The 15,583-nt window shown below is 35.1% G+C and carries 13 protein-coding genes and 1 pseudogene; 9 read left to right on the top strand and 5 right to left on the bottom strand.

Features of this window, described 5'->3' with window-relative positions:
- Nucleotides 1-893: 893 nt before the first annotated feature.
- The 9 genes from EO92_RS11225 (at nt 894) to EO92_RS11195 (ending at nt 10,451) form a co-directional block, all read left to right on the top strand.
- Nucleotides 894-1,865, top strand: a complete 972-nt coding sequence (locus tag EO92_RS11225) for a glycosyltransferase family 2 protein (protein ID WP_048171646.1) — start codon at nt 894-896, stop codon at nt 1,863-1,865.
- A gap of 86 nt (nt 1,866-1,951) precedes the next feature.
- Complete coding sequence (locus EO92_RS11220) at nt 1,952-3,082, top strand: glycosyltransferase family 4 protein (protein ID WP_048171645.1); 1,131 nt, start codon at nt 1,952-1,954, stop codon at nt 3,080-3,082.
- A 21-nt stretch (nt 3,083-3,103) separates the two neighbouring features.
- On the top strand, nt 3,104-3,277 hold the full coding sequence (locus tag EO92_RS17820) for a hypothetical protein (protein WP_156165802.1): 174 nt from the start codon (nt 3,104-3,106) through the stop codon (nt 3,275-3,277).
- Nucleotides 3,278-3,482: 205 nt separating this feature from the next.
- A complete protein-coding gene (locus EO92_RS11215) occupies nt 3,483-4,529 on the top strand; it encodes a hypothetical protein (RefSeq protein WP_048171643.1) in 1,047 nt (348 codons plus the stop codon).
- Between the two features lies 1 nt (nt 4,530).
- Nucleotides 4,531-5,709 (top strand): glycosyltransferase family 4 protein, encoded by a 1,179-nt coding sequence (locus tag EO92_RS11210; protein WP_048171641.1) that lies wholly within the window; start codon nt 4,531-4,533, stop codon nt 5,707-5,709.
- 11 nt (nt 5,710-5,720) lie between these two features.
- On the top strand, nt 5,721-6,842 hold the full coding sequence (locus tag EO92_RS11205; protein WP_048171639.1) for a glycosyltransferase family 4 protein: 1,122 nt from the start codon (nt 5,721-5,723) through the stop codon (nt 6,840-6,842).
- Nucleotides 6,843-6,855: 13 nt separating this feature from the next.
- Entirely contained in the window at nt 6,856-8,718 is a 1,863-nt protein-coding gene (locus EO92_RS11200) for a hypothetical protein (RefSeq protein ID WP_156165800.1), read from the top strand.
- 61 nt (nt 8,719-8,779) lie between these two features.
- Nucleotides 8,780-9,016, top strand: a complete 237-nt coding sequence (locus EO92_RS17815) for a hypothetical protein (protein ID WP_156165799.1) — start codon at nt 8,780-8,782, stop codon at nt 9,014-9,016.
- A gap of 85 nt (nt 9,017-9,101) precedes the next feature.
- Nucleotides 9,102-10,451 carry a glycosyltransferase family 4 protein gene (locus EO92_RS11195; RefSeq protein WP_048171635.1) on the top strand — a complete coding sequence of 450 codons (1,350 nt, stop codon included), beginning with the start codon at nt 9,102-9,104 and terminating at the stop codon, nt 10,449-10,451.
- 92 nt (nt 10,452-10,543) lie between these two features.
- Here EO92_RS11195 and EO92_RS11190 read toward each other — a convergent pair.
- From EO92_RS11190 to EO92_RS11165, 5 genes and pseudogenes are all read right to left on the bottom strand, one after another.
- Nucleotides 10,544-10,903: pseudogene (locus EO92_RS11190) on the bottom strand (DUF4277 domain-containing protein); the annotation flags it as partial.
- Nucleotides 10,904-11,140: 237 nt separating this feature from the next.
- A complete protein-coding gene (locus EO92_RS11185; RefSeq protein WP_052734344.1) occupies nt 11,141-11,773 on the bottom strand; it encodes a reverse transcriptase N-terminal domain-containing protein in 633 nt (210 codons plus the stop codon).
- Nucleotides 11,774-12,282: 509 nt separating this feature from the next.
- Nucleotides 12,283-12,609, bottom strand: coding sequence for a hypothetical protein (locus tag EO92_RS11180; RefSeq protein WP_048171632.1), 327 nt, complete (start codon nt 12,607-12,609; stop codon nt 12,283-12,285).
- A gap of 445 nt (nt 12,610-13,054) precedes the next feature.
- The gene (locus EO92_RS11170; RefSeq protein WP_052734343.1) at nt 13,055-14,029 is read right to left on the bottom strand and encodes a glycosyltransferase; all 975 of its coding nucleotides are present in this window, start codon (nt 14,027-14,029) and stop codon (nt 13,055-13,057) included.
- A 5-nt stretch (nt 14,030-14,034) separates the two neighbouring features.
- Nucleotides 14,035-15,492: a lipopolysaccharide biosynthesis protein gene (locus EO92_RS11165; protein WP_048171628.1), complete on the bottom strand. Its 1,458-nt coding sequence runs from the start codon at nt 15,490-15,492 to the stop codon at nt 14,035-14,037.
- Nucleotides 15,493-15,583: the final 91 nt, after the last annotated feature.

The following is a 15,583-nucleotide window of genomic DNA, read 5'->3' as shown; positions in this document are numbered from 1 at the left end:
GTGCCCTTCAGAGAGATTTGGCTCACAGGGGCCATACCGATGAGAAATATCTCTTGAGGCTTTTTGAAGTCTCGCCTTTAGATGTGGCAAGGTAATTATAGGGGCGGATAATCATGTTTTTGGATTACACTTATATTTTTTTTCTCATGTCTTGATTTTTGCAATCCCTACAACATTGCCCTTTTTCTACAACTGTTAGTTTAATCCTATTATATTATTTTTATTTAAACACTGGTTCTCCTCTTCTTATTATTTCTTTATTTTTATTATATTTTGAGTTCAAATCAAAAAGTTTATATAGACCTCTCCCAGACAGTGTTCAAATAATTATACTCACCTACAAAATTTAAACCGTCATTATCTCAGTAAAATCACGTAGCTTATAATCATCTCTCTAAAGTATCTATCTAAAAATTTTCATCATCAACTTTCAAAGGAGGTTTTCAAAACGAGCGCTGAACAGTTTATGGGCAATAACGTTCAGCGCATAAACCCGAAAGTGCAAGCCTTAATTTCGGGCACCCCTTCCTTATGGTCTTCCTGTCCTTTATAGGCGCATACATGACCCTCAGGGGAATTGTAGCGCATTCCATGGCAGGAGCTACCAGGCAGATCGAGTCCGCTTAATTATTCGCTTTGACAGATAATTATCGGCCAAAATATGTATTTATCTACTTTACTAGATAATAATTATTTAAAGTAGGGGATAATTTACTTAAATCGCTATTCAGGTATACAAACCGGAGCATTCAAGCAAATTTATTTGTTGGTCTTTATATTTTCGGTGCCTGAATAGTTATCACTCGCGTTTGACATTCATAGGCTTCTTTATATATTGTCAATTCTCTTTAATTTCAGTCAATCTTCAAATCTATTATTCCGGGGTTATTCGAATGAATAGTGAACTGCTTCTGGGCAAGGGTGCCCAGCCAATAACAAAAAATGAGGAAAGTCAGGATGCGAGAGGCACAACCCCTCAAAACATAACCGTGGTCCTCCCCGCCTTCAACGAGGAAGTCTCCATCGGCAGCATAGTCCTCCTTACCAGGCATTACGCAGATAACGTAATCGTGGTCGACGACGGCAGCTCAGACCGCACCGCCACAATCGCCAGGAACGCAGGAGCTCATGTGGTTGAGCATGAGGTCAACAAAGGCAAAGGAGCAGCCCTCAAAACCGGCTTTACAGCCGCAGCCGCCCTCGGAGCCGACGTTATTGTTACCATGGACTCGGACGGCCAGCACAACCCCGCTGAAATCCCCCTGCTGGTAGCCCCCATCATCGACGGCTACGCCGAGATGGTCAACGGTAGCCGCTACCTGAACCACCACGACAAAAACACTCCCATTTACCGCCGGATCGGCCAGACTGTCCTTGACACCGCTACAAATATGAACTCCGGCCTGAAGATCACAGACTCCCAGAGCGGTTTCCGCGCCTTTGCAGCCTCAACAAAAAACGTCTTCCGCTTCAATGCAAAAGGCATGGCAATAGAGAGTGAAATGCTTGCAGATGCAGGCAGGTCCGGTCTCCGTATAACAGAAGTCGAAATCGGAGTCCGCTACGACGTTGACGGTTCAACCATAAGCCCGATAAAACACGGTTTAGGTGTCCTTGTCATGGTCTTAAAGGACGTCGAGTTCAACAGACCTCTATATTACTTGACAGCCCCTGGCATTGTCCTCGGAGCAGGCGGCCTGTCTATGGGTGCATATTTCTTGCAACTCTTTGTTGCGGGAGAGAGCCTGAATTTTGGCCCGACAATGCTCATGATCCTGCTTATTCTTGTAGGGACCTTTATGTCACTGACAGGGATTTTGCTGCATTCGATGTCTACGGTCCTGAGGGAAGCGAAGACTGCTTGAAGGCAGCTTAAAACTTAAAAATTAAATTTTCAGGCAGCAGGCTAATTCAAGGAAGTATACGATTTACAAATACGAGTTTGGTTACTATGAAGATTTTACAAGTATGTCCTTATTTTTATCCCTATCTAGCTGGTCAAGAGCGGTATGTTTTACAATTAAGCAAAAAATTATCTAAACATGGTGACCATGTAGAAGTTTTTACAACAAACCATTTAGCTTTACCGAGATTTGAATTAATTGAAAAGATTCCAGTTCATCGTTTCAATATGATTTCAGCTCCTTTGAATAATCCCATTTCTATTGATTTTTTAAACGCTTTTAATAAAATGAAGTCTTTTGATGTTATTCATATACATAATGAGCATAGTTTTGTCTCTTTGATGACATGTTTGTATAATACAGTTCTTAAAAAACCAATCGTATTGACATGTCATGGACAACTCAAATTTGGGTCTTCATTTAAAGATTTATTTGAAAAATTGTATAGCAAAACGATTGGAAGATTTATATTTAATTCTGCAACAAAAATTATTGCTCTTTCTGAGGATGATAAAAACTACATAGCCGGTTTTGGTATCAATGATGACAAAATCTTGATTTTACCAAACGCTATAGATGTGGATTATTTGGAAACATGTGTTTCTAATTCCGAAATTTATAATGAATTGCGCAGCAAATTTGTAGATAAAAAGCTAGTGCTTTACGTTGGTAGAATAATTCCGAGAAAAGGTATTGAATATTTGATAAAGTCTATCGGAATAGTTGTAAAGAAAAATAAGAATGTTCTTTTTGTTTTAATTGGTGATGGAGAATACAAGAAAACTGCTGAACAGTTATGTGAGGAAACCGGAGTTTCAGATCATGTTCTGTTTTTAAGTGGTTTATCTGATGAATCTCTTTTCTCTTATTACAAATTATCTGACATTTTCATCTTACCTTCGTTATCAGAAGGTCTACCTACCACAATACTGGAAGCAATGTATTTTAATACACCGGTAATCTCTACAGATATTCCAGGCATTCGTAGTCATTTTAAAGAGATGGCAATTTTGATACCTCCTAAAAATGAACATGAACTCGCAGAAAAGATAATCAAGTTATTCGACGAAAATGAGTTAGCTAGTACTTTGAGTATTAATGGTAAAAAGTACGTTTTTAATAATTATACGTGGAATAAAGTATCAGAATCTTGTTTGAAAATTTATAACTCTATTTAAAAATATCGCCGATGTTAGATTTTGAAATGCAAACCTCCTGATGTATCCCTTACTATGGTTGGCAGCGGCTTGGATAAGGATGGAATTGTCCAAAAAATACATGATCTGGACCTTGATGAAAGCATTATAATGAATGATTTTGTTCCGAATTCTACTGCAAAAGATGGATCAAGAAGGAAACAAATACAAATATAACTTTATCCTAGCTAAAAATTATGGAGCATCCTTATATTTGAAATGTGGTGTGAAAAATACATTTGTGAGCATGATAAATAGCAATTATAAAATTCAAGAAACTGGATAATTGAAGACGGATATTTTTCGAAGAATCGCCGAGTGTTAATGACATTATATCATAAATATCTGTACTCGGTCATAGTATAATACTCGGGGAATCTAAATGAGTACTGCCTTTTCAAAAATTAATACCACAAAATCATCCCATAATACTTTTGCAACCAATATTTTTGACGAGGACGTTATACAGAATATTCGTAATAATAATTTCAAGATAAGATATTGGTCATATATAATCATCTTCAAGAAACATGGTTATACATGCTATGCGAAAATTCCAAAATGCCACTCAATGTCATCAGATATTTTACATGATATTTCCGATGAAGAGAATCAATTGATAGCATCAAATGAAATTGATTGTTTGATTGAGTTAAATGAAATGTTTGGTGACGCTCCGTCTGAATTGAGAGTAGTTGAATTGCTAGGTTATAGTCAAAAATTCAATTGTATTATTACAAAGGAATTCGAAGGCGAATCGCTCTATGATAAAAGTACAAAAGAGTCCCCTGAATATCTGGGGAATTATTACTCTGCGGTTGGAAAATGGCTAAATTATTTTCATGGCTGCAAAATAGCAAATGATTGTGATAAAATAATTTTTTACAATGATGAAAGAGCTCTTTTTGAGAACTTACTGGAGTGGTTATCTATGTATTGTGAGGATTTATACCTCACATTGAACAAAATTCTGCCCCAGTTTTTATCTCAAAACAAACAACAAATTGGGGATTTATGTGTCTATACTTTAAGTGGATTTGAATTGAGAAATTTTCTAATTAACAATGATGGTTCGGTTTGTTTTTTGGATCCGACAGAAATAGTACGCGGTTCACAAATGGATGATATAGCTCGTTTTGTTGTATCTATTGATATGATACCTTGGGGGCATCTTGACGCGTACATCGGCAAAGACTATAATAATCTCAAAGAAACATTTTTAATGTCTTATTTTGGAAATGAATATGAATCTATAAATAAAATCTTAGCTTTGTATGCAATTAAATGGTTGTTAATACGTTGGCGTGAAACATGTTCGTTGCTCGATGGCGGGAAAGTCTTTAAATTAATAAGGCCAGTTGTAGCAAAATATTATTCTGACTATTTATTCAAAAGGTGGATTCGTATGTATCTATCTGAGTTGATATGATATGAATATTGGATTTTTTACAACGGGATTTCCCTATAAATGGCCATTTGAGCGTCATCCTGATACAAAAGAAAGCATGTCTTGGGGGGGAGTTGAAGAAGTTACATATCAATTGGCTTTACTACTTAATAAAAAGGGGCATAAGATCATAATTTTCACAACTTCTATGGATCATACACAAGAAGTACAGCAGTATGAAAATATTACTGTATATCGATATCCACGATCTATAAAAGTGGAACATACTGAAATTTCAATAAGTTTATTATTCAAGCCTCTGTATCATGATGTTGACGTATTACATATTCAAAGAGGTTCGCCCCCAGGAGCCATTGCAGGATATCTTTATGCTAAAATAAAGAAAAAACCCTTTGTTTTGTCATACCATGGTGAACCCGAGTCAAAAGGCGGCATGATTAAAAAAGTAAGCATGAGCTTTTTCAATGTTTTTTTACCAAAAATTTTAAAAGATGCAAATGTGATAACTGCTTTGTCGTCTGAATTTGTTAACTCGTCTAAATTTTTAAGTAACTATAAAAATAAAATTCAAGTGATCCCAAATGGAATTTGTACCGATAATTTTGATATCTCATCCTCTAAGTCTGAATGTAGAGATATCTTAGGCTTGCCTGCAAATAAGAACATTATTCTTTTTGTTGGAAGCTTGACGGAAAAAAAAGCTCCTCATGTTTTGCTTAAAGCTATGAAAAAGGTAATTAAAAAAATTCCAGATTCTTATGTCATTTTTGTTGGCGACGGGGCATGCAAAAAAAAATTAAAATGTTTATCTCAAGAACTAGGTATTGAAATGAATGTGAATTTCACTGGATTCATTGCTGATAACAATACAAAAATGATGTATTATAAATCGGCGGATATTTTTGTTTTACCATCTTTGTTAGATGCTTTCCCAATGTCTTTATTGGAAGCATCTGCCATGGGATTGCCTTTAATTGCAAGTAGATTAGAATCGCTTAAAGCAATAATTGAAGATGAGTATAATGGATTATTCACTATATGTGATGATGAAAGCGATCTTTCGAAAAAAATAATTTATCTTCTGCAAGATGAAAGAGTAAGACTGAGTATTGGAATAAATGCAAAGTATAAAGCTAATGATTTTTCTTGGGAGAAGATTGCTGATAAAGTAGAAAATATCTATAAGAATATTGTGTATTAAGGTGTAACCAAATGAAAAATAAGAATATTGGGGTACTTACTTTTCCAATCGGTAACGCGGGGATTACTCCCTTGTCAAATCTCCTTGATATTATATGTTCAATTTCTAGAGAAACGTACCTTATAACTGGAAATGATGGATATTTATATTTTAGAAACGATGGACGATTTATTACTTATGGGATAGATCATGAATATGGTACGAACGTATTTACAAGGGTGTTAAAATACATTCGAACACAATTAAAAATTTCATATAATATAGTGAAAATATACAAGAGTGTAGACATATGGGTTTTTTTTATTGGAGGGGAATTTTTAATATTCCCAATGTTGACTTCCAAATTATTAAATAAAAAAGTTGTGCTGATTTATCCAGGTTCCATTACTCAAAGCCTTAAATCTAAGAATGATATGTTTTTTAATCTGGCATCTATTGTTTCAAAAATTAATTGTAATTTATCCGACCGTATTGTTCTTTATTCCCATATTTTTGTAGAACAATGGAATTTAAATAGTTATATCAACAAAATATCCATTTCTCATAGACATTTCTTAGATTTCAATAAGTTCTTTGTAAAAAAACATTTTTCTGAAAAAAATAATTCAATTGGTTATATTGGTCGTTTCAGTAATGAGAAAGGCACTATGAATTTTGTAAAATCTATTCCTTTATTGTTGGAAAAGACGGATTGCTTAAATTTTTTATTGATTGGAGATGGCAATTTAAAAAGTGAAATAATTGATTTTTTGGATAAAAATGGATTAGCCAATCGGGTGGAAATAACCGGGTGGATTCAACATGAAGATCTCCCAAACTACTTAAATAACTTAAAATTAGTTGTTTTACCATCTTATACCGAGGGGCTTCCTAATCTAATGTTAGAATCAATGGCATGTGGAACACCTGTACTTGCAACTTCTGTCGGAGCAATACCTGATGTAATTAAAGATGGTGAGACTGGATTTATAATGAAAGATAATTCACCCGATTGTATTGCGAAGAGCATTATTAGAGCCCTGGAACATCCGGATTTAGAACTGATTGTTGAGAATGCACGAAAACTTATCTGTACAAAATTTACATACGAATTTGCTACAGAGAACTATAGACAAATAATTGAAAATATATAAATTGGAATTAAATATGAAATCTGCAAACCTTTTTTCCTATCAAGAATTAGATCGAACGCTTCCAATTGCAGGTGCGATACTTTCGGTATTATTGATTATTTATACAAGTGTAAATATTGGTCGCGCGATATACGCTTTTACTGGAGTTCTTACTTTCATTTCCTGCTTAGTATGGCTCAAAATCAGGAAAAATACATCTTTGGAATTATCTCAACCGATAACATCTTCAACAAATCTGCTATTTGTTTGCCTTTTCTTTATTCTTTTCTTATTGAGCATTTTATCACTTCATTTTAGGTCAGATTTATATGAAAGACCTCTTATATATTTTGTTTTAATGTCTCTAATGGTAGGCGCTATAGTTGTTGAATCATTTTCCACAAAAAAACAAGATTGTCTAATTTTGTTCCAAATAATACTTATTGGAATTTCTGTCGCATGGTCTCAATTACTAATATTTCCTAGCTTGGTTGGAGTTGATCCTTGGTATCATCAAATGTTTACTTTAGAAATACTAAATGTGCATTTTATACCAGAACACTCTGGTTATTCAAAACTTCCAATTTTTCATCTATTTATTGGCACAACTTCTTTACTTACAGGACTTAGTTATAAATTTGCTGCAATGCTATCTGTTAGTTTATCACAAATCATATGTAATGTAGTATTTATCTACCTGCTGGGAAAATTCTTGTTTAACAATCGTATAATTGGTTTGTTTGCATCATTATTTGTAGTCGTTGCTAATCATCACATCTTCATGAGTTACTGGTCAATCCCAAACTCGTTTGCAGAAATATTTATTTTAATTATATTTTACCTATTTTTAAAAGTAAAGCAAGATAACAGCATATCTCCTGTTGTTCTTTCAATATTATTGCTTGCAACTGTAATTTTGACTCACGCAATAACTTCAATGTTTGCAACTATCAGTTTTTTTGTTTTTTGGGCAACGTTTAATTTGTACAATTTTATTTACTTTAAGAAAGATTTGCCGATTTCTTTAACGTATTCAACTCTATTTACAGTATCAATGTTTGCATGGTGGAGTTTTGCTTCTGGTCTTGTACTACGTGAAATAGGTAAATTGTTAATCTGGGGTTTTAGTCGTGATCGTTTCATAGATACTACAAGCGAAGTTTTTTTCTCGGGACCAATTGTACCAATTGCAGAGCAGTTTTTCAATAATATGGGTATGTTTTTATTTTTTGCATTATCTTTTATTGGTTGCTTTTATATGATTTCAAAAAAGTACGGGACTCATAATACATTCGCTATTGCAATTGTTGGATTAACTCCCTTATTTTTGGGATTTTTTTCATTGATTTCCGAGAATTCTATTATTGAACACAGATGGTGGTATTTTGCCCAAATATTTTTATCAATCCCTCTTGCAGTATCATTATTATCAATATATAACAGCATTAGAAATATTTCCATTAAACCAGCTTTAGTAGCAGTTTTTATTATTTCTCTTTCATTTATTTTAATCATGAGTCCACCAGCAAATAACGATAATCAGATTTTTTCTCCTAATAGCTCTTATAGAGCATCATTTACTGAATCAGAGTTTCAAGCTATCTATACGATATCAGATGTATTTGATGGATCAATTGGAAGTGATCGATATTTAGTAGCTCTAAATTTCTTACCTATTAATATAACTATTATTCCCCTCGATTATGAACTTTATAGCGGAAATTATAGTGAATCTAGCACAAAATACATTCTAATTCGGGATTATATTGAACATAATTCGTTTAAGGTATATAACGCACCTTATAGGTTAGATTATAGTCCTAGTAATAAGCTCGAAGAACATGGATTTAATAAAGTTTATGATTGCAAATCAGTTGGTTTATTTTACATAAGCTGATAACATGCAAATATGTAGATTAAATAGATACTTAGTATTATCAACTTATTTTGATCCAAATATGCCATCAAGGCCTGAATGCACATCGATAATGGGAAATACCTACCCTTCTTTGACCATAGAACTACTTGGACCTCATTTATCTAATGAAAAGGTTAAGAAACCAAAACATCAAGTTGCGTGCAGCCACCCTACCCTAAAGAAGCTGTCCGAAAATTCAATTTCAGGGCAAAAACATTTAATAAATAAAGTATCTAAAGCATTTAAATCGAAAAAAAAGGAATTCGATTATTACTGATAGTAATTGTCGGATAGCTTCTGAAGGTTGGGGTATTCGTGATCTTCCGCGCTCCCGTAGCAATAAATATATTGTAAATGGAGAATTGGTCATTGATAAAATTATTTTTTATGTAAAAGAGTATTCTGCTGTTCATGGTGGTATGAATAAAATATACAATAAAAAAAATCTGAAATATATCATATATAAGGACGTTAAGATGAGTGACAAAAAATTAAATGTATGCTTGCTGACCTCAAATACTTATAGTCCAGAAATGCCAGCAAGGCCTGAAGTTTCCGAAATATATGGCAAATACCTACCATCTTTTGGTCATAAAGTTATATGGATCTCTCCATCTCTTGAAACTAAGGAACTCAAAAAAATAAAATATAATCAAGTTACGATACATCTGATTCCTTACTGCGTCTACCCTTCCATCTTTAAAAAAATTGTTAATTTTGTCAGATTTTATATGAATGAATATCACCTTTTATTAAAAATACACGACAATGAAAAATATGATCTTATCCAAGTAAGAAACGATGTTTTTGCCGCTTTAATAGCTTTATATTTCAAGAAAAAACATAATATTCCATTTGTTTTCCAATATTCATTTCCACAAGAAGCGTTTAAATCACAAAAATTAGAGACAAATTATTTTTACTTTTTTGGCCAAATTCGGATTTCTATTCTAAAATACGTCTTAAAAAAAGCAGATTTTGTATTCCCAATAAGCGAATGGATGGAATCCAAGTTAATGGAAGAAGGATATCCCAAATCGAAGATGATGCCACTTCCAATGGGTGTGAACCCAGAACTATTCGATTTTAAAATAGATAGTTCAAAGATACGAGATAAACATCATTTAAGTGACTCTCAGGTTTTTCTCTACATTGGATCCATGGATAAACTAAGATCACTTGATCCAATAATTCATGCATTTACACAAGTCCAGAAAACAAATCCAAATACAAAATTGTTAATGGTCGGTGATGGGAACGATAGATTGCATCTCGAAGAATTATCTGCAGAACTAGGATTCAGCAAAGATATCATTTTTACAGGGCAGGTATCTTATTTTGAAATACCTTATTACATTTCATCTGCAGATATTTGTTTATCTCCAATTAGGCCTTTGGATATTTACAAAGTAAGTTCCCCTACAAAGCTATTTGAATATATGGTCATGGGCAAGCCAGTTGTTGCAAACAAGGAAATTCCCGAGCAAAAAAAAGTTATTGAAGAAAGTGGCGGCGGTATTTTAGTTGAGTTTAAGTCGGAATCTTTTGCTCGTGGAATTATTCATTTATTAAACAATCCTAAAATTGCGAATAAAATGGGCAAAAATGGATATAAATGGGTTGTAGAAAACAGGTCTTATGAATCTATGGCTCACGATGTAGAGAAACAATATTTTAAACTCCTCGAAATATCTGGAGTCTCACGATTTTGAGGAAGGGTCTTCAGATGTTTTGATCGAAATAACATCGTGTGTCAACAGCACACATTTCGACCCCCTTGATTTTCCATTTAATTATGATCTAACCTCAGGTTCACAATTTCCATCATTTTCATGGAAAGTTTCATGAACAGTTGAGTGGGATCTGCTTCGTATATCTTATCAAGAGTTCGCCCTAAAACGTCATCAGTAAGATCTGATGCACTAATTCCAGGACCAAGTAATCTTTCAACGGGAAGATTTTCAAAATATTGAGAGTACAAGTAAAGTCTACTGTCAGTGAATCCAAGGCAATTAAGAATCATTGCCTTTATCACTATTGAATGAGCTAACTTATGCTGCCCAACTTTGGGAAGCACTTCATCGATAATACTTCCAATTTCAAGTTCATCGAAAAATCCACAAACTATACCGTGATGGTCTAGGGCGTTAGTAGTAATGTGCATAAAAATTCAAAAATTCAATAGCGAGTTACATTATTTACAGTTTTCCAATAAAAATGTCTGAATAATAATCCGAGATATGCGGAAAGTCTGATCCAATGTGATATTTGCCAAAATTGGAGATATAATTCCACCCTGGGAAGTACCTGTTTTGGTGGGATTCAGATGTCTGTTATAGACAAAACCAGCTTTAACGAATTGCTTTAATATTGACTTGTCCATAGGAATGTTGTTCAAGAGCTATTCGTGATTTATGTTATCAAAACATCCTTTAATGTCACCTTCAAGAGTCCATTGAGCAGAGTTTCTTTTACTCAGACATGTGAATAGTTGAGCTTGTGCATCCTGTGAACTTCGATATTTACGAAATCCATAAGATATTCTATCTGCTGTAGTTTCTGCTATTGGATTTAAAGCAAGAGCATACAGTGCCTGCATTGCTCTATCGTACATTGTAGGAATGCTTAATGGGCGTTTTTTCTTCTTTCCTTGTTTCTCAATATAGATCCGTCTCAATGGCTGAGCTTTGTACTTTTTATCTGATAATTTTTGAGCAGCTTTCATCTTGGAGTTTGATGTTGTCCATTTCTCTCCATCGATTCCAGCTGTTCTTTTACCTCTGTTCTGTGTCACCTTCTTTATTGCCAGTAATTTGGCATGGAAAGAATTGGTAAGCAAGTATTGTAGTCGTTTAACTAAGTGCCACTTATTTTGTCTAACTGCTTTTACAATCCGGGCTTGCAGCTTATTAACATTCTTTTCTACTGTTTTCCAGTTGATTTGTTCCCATTTGACCGGGGTTGAATTGTCTGCAAGCCTCTCACCTAATGGTGTCGTTGAGTATCCTGCATTCATAAGTTTGCTTCCTTTCATGTAATAGAACACCTACGGCAGGTAAGTAGCCCAGGGGAATTTCACCCCTAGGCCCTCTCAGAACCGGACTTGAGCCTCTCGACTCATCCGGCTCCCATTATCCAGTCCATAAGGCTTTGTTTTGTCCATCGGTTCTTCCCTTGATTGATCAAGGTTGACCGCTGTTCAAAACTGGATAACACAATCCCTTCGCTCCACTTTCATTACAGAAGCTTCATCACTACTACGAATTGTTCCGTCCCTGCACATCGCATTGATACTTTAGTCCTTGCGGGTCCGCCGCTTGGAGGTTTCTCTTAACATCGATGTGCAGGTTCCCACGTTCCACAAAGAAGCCTGTGCTAAGTTCACGCCAACTTTATGCCGGTCACCGTCTGGTCAGTAAACAGGGTATCTTCCAGACTCATCCCAGGTTACAGACTCACCCTGGTTTTGATGACATCATCAAGGTTTCGACACGTCAACATTGGTTCATTTGCATTCGTCTCCATAGCACGTACCTGACGAAGTCAAGCCTCGCCTTTTACCATAACGCTCACTACCGTGGCTTTTGACCAAAGCAGCTTATGGTGGTTTGGAATCATTACCTGTATAACGAGTCCGAGGGGCCCACCCTCATCTTCTATGCAGTATAGCACACTAATGCGACAAAACTGCCGCATGGGTGCGCTTTCGTGGCACACAGTCTGCTCCCTTTCGGGATAAGGCAAATTCTGAACCTCTATGCATTCCATTACAGAATGCCATTCGCTTTTTACCGTTTCCTTTATCCCCTGTGCCATTGTTGTTTCTCGCGAAATTCCTACCTTTTTTTTATTATTATTGTGGGAGCACATGGGACTTTCCAAGTTCTGAATTTATGGATAATATGACCATTTTAGGAGTTATCTGTAGAGCGGGAACATTTTGTTTGCTCATTATACCGTTCGGAGAGCCAGTATAATTCGGTTCCTTACCTGTTGGTTCAAGTGTATCAACCCATTTCACTTGTCGCTGATTACGATCCTTACGATAATTCAACTTTCGTTTCTCCATGATAGTCTTTCCCTTGCAGATTGATCAAATTAGGTTTTTGATCTTTTCCACGTTGTCTTGCAGGCTTCACACAATTTTGTTACCAAAATGCATGCTGCGATAGGGATATCCTGAGCAAATAGGATAGCTTGTAGCAATCCATAATTCAGCTTCTTGTCGCACCTCCGTTTTCAGCATTATTTATGATCCTCGAGCTTTTCTCAAGGATTGTAAATTGGGGAATTTTAATCCGGCTAAAATGAGGAATTATTCACCGGCCTTGACAATCGAAAGTAAGTTTATGATTTTTGGGTGTTTATATGTTGTATGCCACAATATTTTATCTTTAACAGTTATATACTCTTTATGAGATTCTAATAAATTTGCCCTTATGTTTTTATCGATATGTGTAGACTTTAATCCTCTCAAAACCAACTGCTTTTTCCTCATAATAAATTGTTTGGAGTACTTATAATTCGTAAATTTATCTATTTTATTAATAGCAGTTATTGAAGGATCCAACCATGAATATATATCGGAAGATTCTTCGATTCTCTCCGTCCAAGAACCTGGAACTCCCCTTCTATAAACACTCATTATATCAGTTAAATATAAAGCCCCACCATTTTCTGCGCCTAGTATCTGTATATAATAATCTCCAGATGGTGCTTCTTTTGCCATCTCAAAAAAAGAAATAATTCTAGGCATAACCAAGTTATTTATTATAATAGAGTTTGTAGGCATGCCTCCCCCTCCACCTAAAATTACTTCCTCTGTTGTAAAAACTGTATGTTTTTTAGAATGCAAGCACATCGTTTGATTCACTCTACTCCCATCATCCCACTTTATGATTGCAGGATGAAAGCTTATGTGACATTCAGGATGTTTTTCCATCTCCATAATTTGCTTCTGTAATTTCAATGGATAGGTCCAATAATCATCACCCTCACAAAATGCGATGTATTTGCCTTTCGACTCTTTACATGCCAATAATGTTACTTTTATTCCTTTGGAATACTGGTTTTCTGTCTGATAAATTGGCTTTATTATCCTAGGATATTTTTTTTCATATTCTCTGATAATATCCGCTGTCCCGTCTGTTGATGCATCATCGTGTATGATAATTTCAAAGGGAAAGTCCGTTTCCTGCATGAGAAAACTTTCAATGGCATCTCTTATGTACTTCTCTTGATTGTATGTGATACAACAAATGCTAACTAATGGTTCTTGGGCTTCATCCATGATTCTCACGCTTTTTTTATGTATTGTTCTTTAATTATTTGTAACAGTAATGCCTGTGCCTGCATTTTTAACAAATAGTTGGTTAACACATAGAATACACCACCTGATAAACCAATCATTAAAAGGTACACAAATCCACCAAGTGGTAGAACCAAGCCTACATAATGCATAAAAACGCCCATTGTAACAGCTAATAGAAGTGTGGGAATAAAGTCGTGTAACTGTTCCGGTACAGAGTAGTTAATCAGTTTAATTGAAAAATAACTGTTGGGGATATAAGCCAAAGCTGAACTAATTATCTGTCCTATTAGAATTCCAAAAATACCAAACTGTATGCTAAACAATATAATTATCACAATCATGAGTTTCTTAACTATCTCTAAATACAAGAAGAGGTCCGATCTACCTTTGACTTTGAGAATATTCAAGTTGATTGCATGAAGGGGGTACAACAAACCTGCTATGCATAACAGCTGTAAATAAGGTACTGCAGGCAACCAGTCTTCCTTCAGCATAAGACTAAATAGAGGTTTAGCCAGCACTGCAAGAGCTATCATACAAGGGAAGACAATATAGGCAACAATCTGAATAATTTTCCGATAAAATGCCTTAAGTGCTGTATTATCATCCTGTACGGATGATAGTGCTGGGTAGGTAACCTTTTGTACTGCACCTGTTAATTGTTTTACAACAAGCTGTTGAATTCTCTGAGCAAAAAAATAGTATCCCACCAGTGTAACTGAAAAGAGTTTGCCAATAACTATTACATAAATATTTTGGAAAACGGTATCTATCAGGCCAGATGCTAATAGTTTTGAACCAAAGCCAAACATTTCATGAAGTGATTCTACACTAAAGTCTTTGCTGGGCCTCCATTTATTAATAATCCAGTAAAGTGCTGTAGCAGCAAAAGATGATATTAGCATCTGAGCTACCAGACTCCATACTCCAAAACCCATTGCTGCCATGAAAACGGCCACAACACCGGAAAATATCGCGGAAGGCAGAGTCACTTTGAATTGGACTTTAAAGTTCAACTTTCGGGTAAGGTCTGCTACCTGCACCAGTTGAAATGAATTGGTAATCACTACCAATCCCACTACACGAACCAACACTATTAATCTTGTTTCATCATAAAAACTGGCTATGAAGGGTGCAGAGGCGAAAAGAAGTGCGTAAACTAAAAGTCCCAACACTAGATTTGTATAGAAAGCCGTGGAATAATCAGTTTGGCTAACCTCTTTTTTACGAATGAGGGCTTGACTAAAGCCGGAATCTATTAAAGAGTTAGCAATAGCAAAGAAGACTGTGATCATGGCCATAAGACCAAAATCTTCTGGAAGCAGGAACCACGCTAATATAATTGTAGTGATGGTCTGAATCCCAACTCTAAAGGTTTGCTCAAAGAAAGTCCAGATTATCCCTGTAATCGTTTTGTGGCGGAGGGTATTGGTGGAATTCATATTGTTCACATTTTTGGAAGACAACTCTGACAATCATTTTTTAAAAAATTTGAGTGTAATATTAACTACACCATTTGAAAAATAACTCTGT

This window comes from Methanosarcina sp. 2.H.A.1B.4 (genome assembly GCF_000979385.1).
Classification (GTDB): domain Archaea; phylum Halobacteriota; class Methanosarcinia; order Methanosarcinales; family Methanosarcinaceae; genus Methanosarcina.
The sequence above is the reverse complement of the archived record's forward strand: the minus strand, read 5'-3'. Positions and strand labels throughout refer to the sequence as shown.